This window comes from Hyalangium sp. (assembly GCF_035629615.1).
Taxonomy (GTDB): domain Bacteria; phylum Myxococcota; class Myxococcia; order Myxococcales; family Myxococcaceae; genus Hyalangium.
Genome location: NZ_DASPHO010000357.1, coordinates 1 through 14,288 on the forward strand (window position 1 = coordinate 1; position 14,288 = coordinate 14,288).

The window sequence follows — 14,288 nt, forward strand, 5'->3', positions numbered from 1 at the left end:
GCAGCGCCGCCTGCGTGGACGAGAGCGTCACCTTCAACGTGTCCAGCTGTCCCACCACCTCGTCGCGCTCGGAGCGCGCCACCGAGAGCGCCGCGTGCAGCTCCTCCGCCTGGGCCTCGGCGTTGCGCGCCGTCTCCGACAGCGCCGCCCCGTCCGCCTCGACACGGTCGCGCAGCGCGATCTGCTCGGCCTCGCTGGCCTCCAGCGCACCCCGGAGCGAGGCCACCTCCAGCTCGGCGGACTGCGCCCGCTCGGAGAACTCGGAGACCTCCGCCTCCAGCCCGCGCACCTTCTCGGTGAGCGTGGCCACCCGGCCCTCGGCCGTCTCCGCGCGCCCGATGAGCGAGCCCGCCTCGGAGGTGCGAGCCGAGAGCGCCGCGCGCACCCCCACCAGGTCCGCGTCCTTGAGGGCCACGGTCCGCTCGAGCTCGGTGATTCGCGTCTTCTGGGTCTTCTTCTCCGCCTCGAGCGTCTCCACCTGCTGCCGCGCGGCGGCGAGCTCCGAGCGAGCCTCGTCCCGCTCCGCCTCCAGCAGCTGGGCTCGGGTCTGCGCCTCCTCGAGCGAGCTGCGGGACCACTCGCTCTCGCTCTCCAGGGCGCTCAGGTTGCCGTTGGCCTCGGCCAGCGCCGTCTCCAGCTGGCTGTTGCGCAGCTGCAGCTCCTCGCGCTCGGAGGCCAGGGTGTCGCGCTCGGAGGCCAGGGCCTCGCGCTCGGCGTTGGAGGTGTCCAGCTCGCCCGTCAGCCGTTCCACGTCCGAGAGCGCGGCCTGGAATTGCTCCTGGACGGCCTCCATGGTGCCCTGGGCCTCGGACTTCTCCGCGGCCAGGTCCGCCACGCGATCCTGCGCCAGCGACAGGGCCTCCTTGGCGCCGATGAGCTCCTCGGCCAGCGACGCGCGCGCCTCCCGCTCTGCCCGCAGCTCATCCTGCAGCCGCGGCAGCTCCGCCTCCACGTTGAGCAGCGCACGGGACAGATCCCGGCGATCCGCCTCCATCGCCTCCAGCTCGCCCTGCACCTCCGCCAGCTTCGCCTCGGCCGTGGCCGCGCGCTTCTCCTGGCGCGTCTTGTCCTCCTGCGCCACGGTCAGCTTCAGGGGCAGGTCCTTCAGGCCGCCGAGCTGGCCTCTGACTTCGGTGATCTCCTTCTTCGCGGCCGCGAGATCCTGGGTGAGCTGCTGCACGGACTGGCGCTGCGCGGAGGCCTCCGTGTCCTTCTCCGCGTACAGCGAGCGCGCCCGGGCCAGCGTCTCGGTCTTCTGCTTGAGCACCTGGCGGAAGAACTCGATCTTCTCCTCTGGCGCCGCCCCCATGGACATGCGGGGCTCGGGGGGCTCACCGAACGGGTCACTCCCGCCCAGCGGGCGGTTGGCCTTGGCCAGGGGAGAGGGGACTCCGGACTGGCTCCCGCTGGGGATCGGCGCCGGGGGCGACGAGCCGGCCGAAGCGGACGAGGAGGCCGGAGGACTCTTCCGGGGAGGCAGCGGGGGTGGAGCGGCCGGAGCTGGCTTGCTCGCCGTAGGAGGGGCCGAGGGGGCACCACCTTCCAGGCTTTCACGCAGGTCCGCCAGCGGATCCAGCTCTTCCAGGGGCGATGCCATGAGGGGCTCAGGTTATCGCCCGTGCGGGCAGTTCTCCAAATACGCACATGGAGAGAAAGCGCCTGCCCCCCCCCGCCAGGGCTCCGAGGTGCCATCGGAGGGTGCCATGGAATCGCCTGGGGACAGGCCGGACGTTAGGCAGTAGGGGAAACCTCACGCTCCGTCTTGCTTCCCAGCAGGGCTGGTGCCAGCTTCGGACGCCTCCTATGCCCCTCCGCTATACGCTCCCCAACGGGCTGACTGTCATCTTCGAAGAGCACCACGCCGCCAAGGTCGCGGCCTTCCAGGTCTGGGTGAAGGTCGGCAGTGCCGACGAGCGGCCGGACCAGGCCGGGCTCGCCCACCTCCACGAGCACATGCTCTTCAAGGGCACCGCGCGCCGGGGGCCCGGAGAGATTGCCCGGGATGTGGAGGCGCACGGCGGGGAGATCAACGCCTGGACGTCCTTCGACCAGACGGTCTACCACATCGTCATCGCCAGCCAGTTCGCCCGGATGGGGCTGGACATCCTCGGCGACGCAGTGCGGCACTCGGCGTTTGACCGGGAGGAGCTGGCGCGGGAGAGCGAGGTGGTGTGCGAGGAGATCAAGCGCAGCCAGGACACCCCGTCCCGGCGGGCCTCGCGGGACTTGTTCGCCACCGCCTACCAGGTGCACCCCTACCGCAAGCCGGTGATCGGCACCGAGGAGAGCGTCCGGAGCTTCAGCCGGGAGAAGGTGCTGGAGTTCTACCACCGCTACTACTCGCCGAAGAACCTGGTGCTCTCGGTGGTGGGGGATCTGCGCGAGGCGGAGCTGCGGGCGTGGGTGGAGGAGATCTTCGGTGGAGACTGGGGCCGGCCCTTCGAGGGGCTGGCGGCGCGTGCCTCCGAGCCGGAGGCCCCGGGCCGCCGGATGCTGCTGCGCGAGGAGGATGTGAAGGAGGGCCTGCTCCACCTGAGCTTTGGCATTCCCCAGGCGAGCCACCCGGACGTGCCCGCGCTGGACATCCTGGCGATGGTGGCGGGCCAGGGCGAGGCCTCCCGGCTGGCGGTGGAGGTGAAGCGCAAGCTCAGCCTCGTCAACGACATCCACGCCTCCGCGTACACGCCGAGGGACCCGGGCCTCTTCAGCATCTCGCTCACCGTGCCCCCAGCGAACGTGGCGCGCGCGCTGGAGGAGGCGGCGCGGGTGCTGGCCGAGCTGCGGGTGCGCCCCGTGTCCGCGGATGAGCTGGCGACGGTGAAGGCGCTCGTCGAGGCGGAGGCCGTGTACCAGCGCGAGACGGTGCAGGGCATGGCGAGGAAGATGGGCTACTACCAGTCCTCCATGGGCGGGCTGGAGGCGGAGGAGCGCTACTACGAGGCCGTGGCCCGGCTGACTCCCGAGGACGTGCGGGACGTGGCCGAGCGCTACCTCCGCTTCGATCGGGCGGTGCTGACGGGGCTGCTGCCGCAGGGCACGGCCTTCACCGCGGAGCAGGCGCAGGAGCTCCTCGACGGGGTGGCCCACGAGGCCCCTACCCTGCGGCCCGAGCGCAAGGTGCGTAGACCTGGCAACGACGTGCCCATGCGGGTAGTCCCCTCGCGCTCGAGCACCGGGGAGATCATCCAGGAGACGCTCCCCTCGGGCGCGCGCATCCTGGTGCGTGAGGAGCACGGCGTGCCGCTCTTCGCGATGCGGGCGGCGTTCGCGGGCGGGCTGCGCTACGAGACGCCGGCCACCAACGGGCTGACGACGCTGCTGAGCCGCAGCCTCACGCGGGGCACGCGCACGCGGGACGCGGAGGAGATCTCGCAGCTGGTGGACGCCTACGCGGGCTCCCTGCAGGGGGCGGGCGGGCGCAACTCGGTGGGGGTGCGCGGGGAGTTCCTCTCCCGTCACTTCGAGCAGGCCTTCCGCCTCTTCGCCGACTGCGTGGTGGAGCCCACCTTCCCCGAGGCAGAGGTGGCCCGGGAGCGCCGCCTGCTGCTGCAGGACATCCTCACCCGGGAGGACAAGCCCTCGGGGCTGGCCTTCGATCTGTTCGCCCGGACGCTGTACCGCGCGCACCCGTACCGGATGCCGACGCTCGGGGAACGGGGACCGGTGGAGGCGCTGGGGCCCGAGGCGCTGCGGGACTACCACGCGGCGCACATGGATCCCTCGCAGCTGTCGCTGTGCGTGGTGGGGGACGTGAAGGTGGAAGAGGTGATGGCGCTGGCGCGGGAGTACTTCGGCAAGCCGCTGGGCCGGGCGAAGCCAGCGCCGGCAGTGCCGGTAGAGCCGCCTCCGGAGGCCCTGCGCGAGGAGAAGCGGGTGCTGGCGCGCGCCCAGTCGCACGTGGTGTACGGCTTCATGGGCTTGCGGCTGAACGAGCAGGAGCGGCACGCGCTGGAGGTGCTCTCCATGCTGCTGTCGGGGCAGGGCGGGCGGCTCTTCGTGGAGCTGCGGGACAAGCGCTCCATGGCCTACAGCGTGAGCAGCTTCACGGTGGAGGGCGTGGATCCGGGCTACTTCGCCGCCTATATCGGGACGAGCCCGGAGAAGGTGAACGATGCGCTCGCGGGCATCCGGGCGGAGTTCGCGCGGGTGAGGGACGAGCCCGTCTCCGAGACAGAGCTGGCGCGGGCGCGACAGCACTTGATCGGGACGAACGAGATCGGCCTGCAGCGCAACGCGGCGCGGGCGGCGCTGCTGGCGCTGGACGCCTGCTACGGGATGGGGCTGGAGAACTTCCTCCACTACTCGGAGCGGATCGCCGCGGTGACGGCCGAGGAGGTGCGCGAGGTGGCCCGTCGCGTCATCGACTTCGACCACAGCGCGCTGGCCATCGTAGGGCCGTAGTCTGAAAGGCGCTTTGTTCGAGCCTGGGGTTGGACCAGACTGCCGCGATCCTTTCAGGAGGAATGGATGGGAATCGCGGAGCGCAAGGCGGCCAGCCAGTTCGAGGAGACGATCTACCCGAAGCTGAAGAAGGAGATCGACGCCGCCGCCCACTTCGAGGTGCCAGTCGAGGTGGACTGGAACACGCTGACGGTGGATGGCTACCAGCACCTCTACGAGGAGGCGTGGCCGAAGATCTACTTCACGCCGCTCATCGGGGCCCTGAAGGCCATCGCGGTGGACGATCTGGGCCGGGAGGTGCTCCGGAGCGCGCTGAAGCGGGTGGTGATTCGCAACACGACGGGGGCGGCCTCGGGCACCAGCATGGTGCGGTTCCAGGACGGCGTTCTGACGCTGGACCACGAGCCGGTCACCAACGTGGACAACCTCGAGGATCGGCAGGAGCACATCCAGAAGGCGCTGGAGGCGGCGCCGGAGGATGCGGGGCACCCGGAGGACCCGCTCGCGGCGTTCCTCGCATGGAACGCGCATGGGGTGGACGCGACGCTCTTCGTGCTGCAGAAGCTGGCGTGGCGGCAGCAGGCGGGGATCCCGGTGATCCTGCCGCGGATGACGCTGTTGATGCGCAGCGGGCGCGGGGTGACGGGCATCCTGCGCGAGATCCTGGAGGACCGGCGCGAGGGCCGGTCGGTGCTGGTGTGGGTGCCGCGGGAGAGCGGCATGCCCTATGACGACCTGGTCCTCGTCCCGGTGAACACCATCGAGGCCATCTCGGTGCATGACGCGCCTGCGTTCGGGGCGCTGAGGCGGGATGCGCCTCCGACGCCCTCACTGCTCGAGCTGCGGCGACGGCTTGCGGCGCTGGAGACACAGCTCCGGGGACTGCTGGAGACCTCGGTGAGCGTGGGGCTCGGACCTGAGGTGCAGGCAACGTCGGCGAAGGACCTGCGGGCGCTGGGGTTCCTGGCGGACCGGGCGCGCGAGGTGCTGGAGGGGCTGGGCAAGGACAAGGTGGGCAAGGCCGCGCTGCGCGAGAAGGTCCAACGCATCCAGCTGAGCGTGGCGGACGACAAGGGCGTGGCAGTGTCAGGCCACGCGCTGGAGCTGACCACCGGCCGCCGCCCCGTGGACTGGTACACGCGCAAGGAGCTGGAGGAGGCCGTCCAGTCCGCGCTGTGACAGAGGCGGCTTGGCTGCCCATGTCCCAGCACCGCAGACCTCCTTCGAGAGGCTGGACTGCCGGTTGCTGGTCTGTTCCTGGTCAGCGCAGGCCGCCAACGGGCTCGCGCTGGGTCGTTTGCAGAGGAGTCGAGCCATGTTCCAGCAGGAGCGTGGCGCATGGTTGTCGTCTCCCCTTCTTCAGCAGCCTGCGGCAGCGCCCTTGGAGCCGCCCGCGTGCGTGACTGTTCGGAAATGTCGGGACTTTTCGTGCTTCGACTCAACATTGCCCTCCACGCGCCAGGGGCTCACCAGGCCCCCAGGAACAGCGGCCCATAGGGTAGGCGCAAGCACGGGCCGGGGAATGACATACCAAGACTTACTCCCCAGGTGAACCCTATCGGCCCTACCTACTAGGTTATATTGATAGGAGGCTTGGGATGCCGGATAGGGGCCACTGGCCTGCTTCATGACCGCAGACTCGGGCTGGGGCTCGCTGTCGGCGGCACACAGAACGAACCTGTCTGACAAGCAGACAGGTTTTGTGAAACCGCGTCCGGGAGCCCCTGCCTCAGGGAGATACATCGTGATGAAAAGTACCGACACGGGAGCCTCTAACAAGATCCCCTCTGACGAGCCGCCGTGCATCGACTGTGAAGGAAAGGGCTGGCTGCACATGACAAGCGGCTTGCATGGACGTGAGATTCAGCGCTGTGACTCGTGCTGTCTTTTCGCCGTGGATGAGGAAGCCACGGAGGTGCACGACAAGGAGTGTGGCTGCACATGGGCCGGATCTGAGGAGGAGGAACCGCAGGAGTGCAGCATCCGATTTGACAGGCGCCCTGCTCGCCGTGGCATCGCGGAGCTGCTCCTCGACCCAACCGTCAAATTTCATCGCATCTCGGCTGCCGTCCACAGAGAGGCACTGGAGTCACGCTGGAGGAGATTCCAGGCCAACCTTCAGCCCATCGCTCGGGGCCTGCCCGCCGCTGACTCCAACAGACGACGGAGGAGACCTCGCGGTTCAGGAGAATCTCCCGCCTGAGGCAAGCCGTGCACCCGGATCACGGCTCAGGGCCGCTTGACGAACGTCATTGGCGGACGGTCGTTCTTGCCCTTGCCCGCCGCGCGCAGCGCCACCGGATCCAGCCCCGACAGGTGCAGCGCCGTCGAGTACACGTGCCCCGCATCGGCGATGAAGCTGTTGGGGCTCTTCGTCCGCCCGGAGATGAGCTGCCCCGAGTCCGGGTTGTACGCCGGGTCCAGCGTGCCATCCGGCATCATCGGGATGCCCTCCAGCGTCGCGCTGCCTACCCGCCCGAACTGCGTGTTGCCCCTCACCGTCCCCCCCAGGAACGCCGCGCTGTTCACCCGCCAGTGCTGGCAGCAGTCCTGCTTCAGGATCTCGTCGTACTTCTGCACGTCCGTCAGCCCCGCGTTGGCCAGGATGCCCTCCACATCCCCGCTGATCGTCCGCCCCATCTCCGACGCCAGCACGATCGTCGTGTGGTCGAAGTAGCTCCGGCCCGACGTCCCATACTCCGTGCTCTTCAGCCTCGCCACCAGCGCCTTGAGCGGGTTCCACAGGTTCCTGCGCATGATCGCAGCCTGATCCGCCTGGCCCCGGTTCGTCATGATGTAGCTGCGCTCCCGGTGCGTGTCGAACTGGCGCAGCCCCCGGTTCTCGATGAAGAAGCCGATCGACAGCCCCTTCGTCATCATCTCGTACGTCATCAACGCCTGGACGTTGGTATTGGGCGTCTCCTTCGAGCGGGCCGGGTTGCCGTTGATGGACGCGGCCTCCGTCGTCTCGTCCGCGGCGGCGACGCCAAACTCGGTGCGCAGCGTCGCATCCGTGAAGAGCGTCTGCGGGTTGATGGTGACGGTGGTGCCCCCCGTGAGCGCCCGGTGGATGGTGAGCGCCGAGGAGAACGCACGCACCGACTCTCCGTTCTTCTCCGCCAGGAAGCTGGCCTGGAGGTTGTCGGTGAACTGGCGGATGCGCGCGTTGCGCTGCCCCTGAGACACGCTGCCCAGCGACATGAGCCGGTTGCGCATGTCCGCCGGCGTCTTCCCGTACAGCGTGTGCGCGTGCACCGGCCCCAGCCTCTCGTAGTAGCCGGTCCCGTCCGGGTACGAGGGAATGGACAGCTCGCCGTCCGACAGCCACCGGTGCCAGCTCACGTGCGGCAGCAGGTAGCCGTTGCCGTACGCCTCGCAGAAGGCCTGCATCACCGTGCGCTCGTTCGGCTGGCGGTACGCGGACAGGGACGCGCTGTAGCGGCCGTAGTGGTACTCCCACCGTCCGCCCGAGTGGAACGTGTTGCCGTTGTGGCTGGACACCACCGACATGTCCGGGAACAGCGGCACCCCGTCCTCGGCCAGGTAGCCGTAGGTGATGTTGCCCACCGTGCGCGGCGGGTTCAGCGGGCTGGTGCCGTAGTTCGTCGGCCGGTACCTGTGCTGGCTCCACGAAGGCGTGGGGCGCAGCGCGCCCGCAGGGATGAGGCGCGCGCCGTCATTCGGCGTGTGCGCCGGGTTGAACATCGAGTACCCGTCCCAGCCTCCCTCCTGGAACCAGTAGATGAGGAAGTGGGGCGTGGCGTTGAGCTCCGCCGCAGCGGCCTCGGCGATGCCCAGCTCCTTCTTCGTGCCCGGCACTCCAAAGCTCCGGAAGAAGCGGAGCCAGTCCAGGGTGCTGATGGCGGTGCCGGCGAGCGCGCCAGCGAGGAATTGGCGGCGTTTCATCGGTGGGTGTACTCGGGTGAGAGAGCGATGGTCTTGATCACGGCCTTCAGGTTGCCGTTGTCTGCCTGCGCCACATCCCAGAGGCGCTTGTACATGACGCGCTCATCCTGGGTGTGCCGCATCTCCCGCCCGAAGAAGAGCATGTACTGGGCGTTGATCGTCCGGCGCGCGAAGGACTCCTTCCGCACCGCCTTCTGCGCGAAGCCCGGCATGCCCTGGCCCCTGAAGGCGTAGGTGCCCACCATGCCTCGATCGCTGTCGTCGATGGGGCGGCCCTGCTCGTCCGCGGTGCGGTAGGTGCCGTCGTCCGCCCACCGCAGCCGCTGGTGCGCCAGCGGGGTGAGCGTCTGGTGGCACGAGTAGCAGAGGCTGGTGGGATCCACCGTGGAGGCCGCCGTGGCCGCCCCGCGCATGTCGAACACCTCCGAGGGAATCTCGAAGATCGATCCCATGAAGTCCGTCATCACCCGCGCCGCGTAGTTGTAGTGCGGCAGCCCCGGCTTGTTCTGGAGGAAGCCCTTCATCGTCAGCACGCCCGTCCGGCCGTGCTCGGGCGGTCGCGCCACCTTGGTGAAGTCCGCCGCCACCGAGTAGTCACCCGTGAGCAGCTCCTGGAAGTGAGTGCCCGTGGTGGCCAGGTACGTCCACAGGCGCGCGGGCTCGTCCGTGTCCGCCGTGCCCTCGCTCTCGGTGCGGATGCGCATCTTGTGGAAGTAGTACGTGCGGAAGTCCGGGGAGGCCAGGTACGCGTCCACCATCTGCTCCCAGCTCTTGCGGCCCGCCTCGAAGTCCGCCAGCTCGGTGGCGTTGGGCGGCCGGCCCACCAGATCCTGGGCCAGCTTCACCAGCAGCAGCCGCTCCCGCTCCATGGCCGTGAGGGACTCGTACGAGGGTGGCAGCGTGAAGAGGAAATCCGGCGCGCGCATCAGCCCCTCGCACAGCCCGCCCCACGCCTTGGCCAGCTCCGCCTCGTAGCCCGACAGGTCCTTCACCAGCGCGTAGCCGCTCGTCCGCTCCTGCGCGCTGCTGGGGCGGTACAGCATCCGGCGATAGAGCGAGTCCACCTTGGCCTTCGCCGCGTCCGTGCGCGTCGTGCCCGTGGAAGCCTCCGTGGGGCCGTTCACCCTGATCCAGTCCACGTAGAGGTTGCGATCGCACACCCCCTCCTGGGTGTAGTCGTTGGTGAAGGCCGCCGAGAGCGTGTGCGTGCCCGCAGTCACCGTGAGCGTGTGCGTGTGCTCCGCGTACGTGGTGGCCGACACGGCGTACGTCCTCACCGTGGTGCCGTCCACGCGCACGTCCATGGCCGGCAGAGCCGGGCCGCACGGGCTGCCATAGGCGCGCACCGTGAGGTTGTACGTGCCGGTGACGGGGAAGTTGTAGGGCTGCGTCGTGGTGAGGCTGCCGTTGGTGTAGAGGTTCCACCCCGTGGCGGTGCGCGCCCCCGTGGTGGGCGTGAGGTCCGTGGTCGTCTCCGCCTCATACTGCCGGGTGGCCGCCGGCGGCGTGTCGATGATGGGCGCCGAGGTGTCCAGGCCCGCGAAGGGGCCCGTCCTGTTGCGCGCCGCCTGGAGGCAGACATCCGGCGCCAGCGCATCCATCCCCAGCAGGAAGTCCGGCGAGGCCACGCGCGCCTCGACGAAGTACTGCACATAGTCCACGCCGCCAAAGAGGCCCACGTGCTGGGCGAACTTGTCCACCCCGCCGCGGATCCAGTCGTCGTTGAAGATCTGCTTCACCTTCCCCTTGAGCTGCACGTAGCCGAGGAAGGGGTTGTCATAGGTCGTCACCGCCGGCCCCGTGTACGGCTGCAAGAGCGCCGGAGGGAACTCCTCGTCCGGGGGCGTCTGCGGCGAGCGGGACTCCACCGCGGCAAGCTGGCAGGTGAGGCTGGCCACCGCGGCGATCTCCCGAGCGCTCCAGGAGGGCTGCCCGCGCGGCATCCGCACGCTCTCGTCGGTGGTGTACAGCCGCGACACGAGCGAGCCGGGCTGGGTGCTGAAGAAGCCCGCGGCCCGCGCCGCGTAGAACGTCTCCGTGGGCTCCTGGCTCACCTTGAACTGCCGGCCGCTGGTGGTGGTGTGGCAGGAGATGCAGCCCGAGTCCTGGCGCACCATCGCCGGGTACACCTCGCGCCCGAAGTCCGCCGCGATGCCCGCCAGCGTCACCGTGCCCGGCACGCTGGCCAGCTGGCACGAGAGCGCCCCCGTCTCGTCCACCGGGAGGGGAGGCGGATTCTCATCGTCGTACACGGGCACGCCCCCCACGGCGGGGAGCTCCAGGCTGGCCTGCCCGTAGCAGCCCAGGACGCTCGCAGCGACAGCCGCCAGGAGCATGCGCAGTCGATGGTGCCGGAATTCCACCTGGGTCCCTCCAGACTCGGAACTCATGCGAGTAGTGGGTCCGCAGTTACACAGGAAAACAAGTTGATGACTAAACCCTTGAGATCACTGAGCCTGGCGGCGCAACCCAGTTACAATGTTGCGATGGGGAGAGTTCCCGACACGAGCGCTCCCAGCGCATCGGGAATTCGCAACTCCTGCCGAGCCGCTCGAATTTCCACGGCCTCGAGGCAGCTCAAGCAGGCTGACTTCCAAGGGAGCGGAGAGGCGCATGCCTTGCGCCCCGTAGCCGCCTCAACCTCGCGAGCGAGGAGCTCCGCTCAGAGCGCCGTGCGCATCCACACGGCGCGCACCAGCGGGGCGTCCAGCGCTCCGAGCCGCTGCCGCCCCATCACCACGCCGACCAGCTCCACCCGCGAGCCCCTCGGGAAGTCCTGCGCCCACAGCCGGTCCGGCGCCACGAACACCAGCACCCGCGTGCCGCCCACCTGCACCACCGCGATGTTCTCTCCCTCGCGGCGCTCCAGCACCCCGCGCAGCAGCACCGCCTGGCCCACCAGCCGCTCTGGATCCTGCAGCTTGTCCAGCTCCGGGCTGTCCCCCGTGATCGTCAGCGCCTGCGGGTAGGCCGCCACCGCATCCTCGAACGAGCCCACCGTCGGCGCGTCCGTCGGCTCCGGACTGTCCCCGCGCGCGGCCAGCGCCGCGTCCAGCAGCTTCACCCGCTCCTCTACCGGCGCGCCCGGAAGAGCCTTGCACCCCACCACCCGCTTGCGCAGCACCTGGAGGTGCTCCGCCTCCTCCTGCGCGAGCGCCGTCGGCTCCATCGGCTCCGCCAGCATCCGGCTGCAGAGGCGGAACAGCGCGAGCAGCTCCTGGTCCTCCTCGCTGATCACCGCGGGCTCCCCGCCGATGAGCACCCCCGTGAAGCTCATGCCGCGCAGCTCGTCCGTCGTGAGCTCCAGCGTCCCGTTGGCGAGAGGACGTGGCTCCGGTGGCGTGCCAGCGCCTCCGGCGAACTCCACCGTGCCGCTCGCTGGCTGGGGACGGCAGGGCTCCTCGCGCAGGCTCACCACCGCGTCCGCCTTGCGCGTCTCCGTCTCCTCGCCGGCTCGCACCGTCTGGATGATGCCCGTGATGAGCGCGGGCACCCCCAGCGACACCAGCACCACGCCCCACACCGTCGCCACCCTCTGCGTGGAGGCGCCGTAGCGGCCCTCCCGGTCGATGACGTCCCGGTCCGGCGCAGTCGAGAAGAGGGGCCGAGCCAGCAGCAGGCCCGCGCCGACCGCGGTGTTCGCCGCTCCGGCGCTGATCGCGGGGCCGGCCGAGGGCTCATAGCGCTCGGTGATGATGTTCTCCACGAACTCCTCGTGCTGCTCAGAGCGGCACAGCTCCGAGCTCACGAAGTGGAACTGGAGCTTCGGCCACTTCGCCTCCACATCCGCCGCCAGCGTCCGCTCGCCGAGCGTCACCTCTTTGGCGTAGGTGCGCAGCAGCGGGCCTCGCTCCGTGCGGCGCTCCGTCTGCATCGGCGCGCACCCCACCGCCAGCACCAGCCCACAGGCCATCCATCGCTTCCACTTCATGGCTAGCGCCCTCCCAGGAAGCCGATGAGGTCCGGGCAGTCCTCCAGCACCTCATCCACATCCTCGCACGTCGGCGCCTTGGCCGGGTCCGTGCTCTGGCGCACCAGCGGCAGGCGGCAGCGCAGGACGCGCTCGCGCGAGGGCGACGAGAAAGCGAAGTCCTCCCCGCCGCACCCGGTGCGCTCCTGCAGCGTGGACTGGCAGTCCATGTTCCCGAGGACCAGCTGCTCGTTCACCCCCGTACATGTCCGAGCCAGGCACATGCGGGTGATGACGTCCTGACAGAGGGCGGCATCCGGCGCGGGAGGACCGGAGCAGGCGCACACCCAGGCCAACAAACCAAGGGCAAGGAGTCTCATGGCCCTTCCACCATACCCATCCCAGGATTAAAGGGCGCGCATGTCCCAGACCTATCTGTCACTCACCGTGGAGTTGCCCGAGGATCAGTCGGAGGCTGTACAGGACGTGCTCCACGAGGCGGGCGCCATGGGCCTGGAGGTGCGAGACCGGGAGGCTCCGCCCATGCCGGGGGTGCGCGGCCCCAACCCCGGCGAGGCCATCGTCATCGCCTACTTCGAGGAGGCGGACACCGCCGAGGCCGTCCGCGCCCAGGTGGCCGAGGACTTTCCCGACGCCCGCCTGCTGCTGGAGGAGAAGCCACAGCAGGACTGGAGCAACGAGTGGAAGGCGCTCATCAAGTCCGTGCAGGTGGGCCGGCTCTGGGTGGGCCCACCGTGGGAGGCGGACGCCGCGCCCCAGGACAAGGTGCGCATCGTCATCGAGCCGAAGATGGCCTTCGGCACCGGGGACCACCCCACTACGTCCCTGTGCCTGGCGGCCATTGACGCGTACATGGCCTCGCACCCGGGCGCGAGCGTGCTGGACGTGGGCACCGGCACCGGGGTGCTCGCCATCGCCGCGAAGAAGCTGGGCGCGAGCCGCGTGGTGGGCACGGACAACGACCCGACGTCCGTGGAGCTGGCCCACGAGAACGCCAGCGTGAATGGCACACCGGAGCTGGAGCTGTCCGGCAAGGAGCTGACGCAGGTGAAGGGCCCCTTCGACTTCGTGGTGGCCAACATCCTGGCCAACACGCTCATCGCCCTGGCGCCGCTCATTGCCCCCAAGGTGAAGGAGCGGCTCGTGCTGGCGGGCGTGCTCGCGCCCCAGAAGGCCGAGGTGGAGGCCGCCTACCGCGCCCAGGGGCTCATCCCCGAGGCGGGGGCGGCCCAGGGCGAGTGGGTGCGGCTCGACTTCCACCGCTGAGAAGAGCAGCACCCCGCCCGTGATGCCCGCGAAGGTGCTGGAGTCAGCGGGGGCGAAGCTGGCGGTCCAGTTCCACGATGGCCGTGCCAATCCCATTGCTCGCCCGAGAGTACCTCACGTCCTGGAGGACCACGCGGTAGCCGGACGCCTGCTCCTCCACTCGGTAGGTGGGGAAGCGCAGCCAGTTGACGAAGCCTCTCACCTGAGGAGCCTCCAGCGCCGCTTGGACAATCGGGTCCGGAGCCTCTCGGGGAAGGCTGGGGTGGCTGATGCGGAAGCGCCCCGCGTCTCCCACCAGCCAGTCCACCTCGACGAACTCGTAGCGCCCGGGGACCAGGGCAATGACATCGCGTGTGAACGGGTTGGCGGGGAGTGGACCTGCCATGAGGCGCTCCGCCTCCATGCCCTGCTGTCTCAGCCACTCCGCCACCTGCCGCTCCGCGAGCCGCGAGCCCGCGAACATCGCCACCATGTAGAGGAGCAGCGCGAGGCCACAGACCGTGGCCACTCGCTCGACGGGCAGCGAGCGGATGCCTCGGACTCGCAGGAAGACGACGGCGGCGACACCCACCGCCCAGAGCAGCTTCACCGGGAGCGGGGCCAGCTCCGTGGAGGCGATGAGCCCCGTGGTCGCCACACCCAGCAGCAGCCACCCGACCATGCTCCAGCGAGCCCGAGCGTCCGCCATGACGACAGCGGCCGCCGCGAGCAGCCACAGCCACGGGTCGAAGATGAAGAGCGCGTCGCCATAGAACCACTGCCCATCGAAGGGCATCAGCACACG

At 69.5% G+C, this 14,288-nt stretch carries 9 protein-coding genes; 3 read left to right on the top strand and 6 right to left on the bottom strand.

The features are described from left to right. A partial coding sequence (locus VD972_RS18110; RefSeq protein ID WP_324988646.1) for a gliding motility protein occupies positions 1–1,597 on the bottom strand: 1,597 nt, incomplete at its 3' end. Positions 1,598–1,803: 206 nt separating this feature from the next. On the opposite strand from VD972_RS18110, the gene VD972_RS18115 reads away from it, so the two are divergent. Next, complete coding sequence (locus VD972_RS18115; RefSeq protein WP_324988648.1) at positions 1,804–4,401, top strand: pitrilysin family protein; 2,598 nt, start codon at positions 1,804–1,806, stop codon at positions 4,399–4,401. Positions 4,402–4,467: 66 nt separating this feature from the next. Further along, positions 4,468–5,580, top strand: coding sequence for a hypothetical protein (locus tag VD972_RS18120; protein ID WP_324988649.1), 1,113 nt, complete (start codon positions 4,468–4,470; stop codon positions 5,578–5,580). A 1,050-nt stretch (positions 5,581–6,630) separates the two neighbouring features. Here the strand turns inward: VD972_RS18120 and VD972_RS18125 are convergent. The 4 genes from VD972_RS18125 to VD972_RS18140 form a co-directional block, all read right to left on the bottom strand. Further along, entirely contained in the window at positions 6,631–8,307 is a 1,677-nt protein-coding gene (locus VD972_RS18125; protein ID WP_324988651.1) for a hypothetical protein, read from the bottom strand. Continuing rightward, entirely contained in the window at positions 8,304–10,670 is a 2,367-nt protein-coding gene (locus VD972_RS18130) for a carbohydrate-binding domain-containing protein (RefSeq protein ID WP_324988653.1), read from the bottom strand. Before VD972_RS18130 ends, VD972_RS18125 begins: the two co-directional genes overlap by 4 nt. 299 nt (positions 10,671–10,969) lie before the next feature. Further along, positions 10,970–12,238, bottom strand: a complete 1,269-nt coding sequence (locus tag VD972_RS18135) for a hypothetical protein (RefSeq protein ID WP_324988655.1) — start codon at positions 12,236–12,238, stop codon at positions 10,970–10,972. 2 nt (positions 12,239–12,240) lie between these two features. Next, positions 12,241–12,597 (bottom strand): hypothetical protein, encoded by a 357-nt coding sequence (locus tag VD972_RS18140; RefSeq protein WP_324988657.1) that lies wholly within the window; start codon positions 12,595–12,597, stop codon positions 12,241–12,243. Between the two features lie 40 nt (positions 12,598–12,637). Between VD972_RS18140 and VD972_RS18145 the strand changes: the two genes are divergently transcribed. After that, a complete protein-coding gene (locus VD972_RS18145) occupies positions 12,638–13,504 on the top strand; it encodes a 50S ribosomal protein L11 methyltransferase (protein ID WP_324988659.1) in 867 nt (288 codons plus the stop codon). A gap of 43 nt (positions 13,505–13,547) precedes the next feature. Here VD972_RS18145 and VD972_RS18150 read toward each other — a convergent pair. Continuing rightward, the coding region (locus VD972_RS18150) for a metal-dependent hydrolase (RefSeq protein WP_324988661.1) at positions 13,548–14,288 on the bottom strand (741 nt) is incomplete at its 5' end.

What these genes read in the sequence shown, in the direction of transcription:
- VD972_RS18120 (WP_324988649.1), top strand. Translation starts at nt 4,468, where the DNA reads ATGGGAATCGCGGAGCGCAAGGCGGCCAGCCAGTTCGAGGAGACGATC.
- VD972_RS18140 (WP_324988657.1), bottom strand. Translation starts at nt 12,597, where the DNA reads ATGAGACTCCTTGCCCTTGGTTTGTTGGCCTGGGTGTGCGCCTGCTCC.
- VD972_RS18135 (WP_324988655.1), bottom strand. Translation starts at nt 12,238, where the DNA reads ATGAAGTGGAAGCGATGGATGGCCTGTGGGCTGGTGCTGGCGGTGGGG.
- VD972_RS18145 (WP_324988659.1), top strand. Translation starts at nt 12,638, where the DNA reads ATGTCCCAGACCTATCTGTCACTCACCGTGGAGTTGCCCGAGGATCAG.
- VD972_RS18125 (WP_324988651.1), bottom strand. Translation starts at nt 8,307, where the DNA reads ATGAAACGCCGCCAATTCCTCGCTGGCGCGCTCGCCGGCACCGCCATC.
- VD972_RS18115 (WP_324988648.1), top strand. Translation starts at nt 1,804, where the DNA reads ATGCCCCTCCGCTATACGCTCCCCAACGGGCTGACTGTCATCTTCGAA.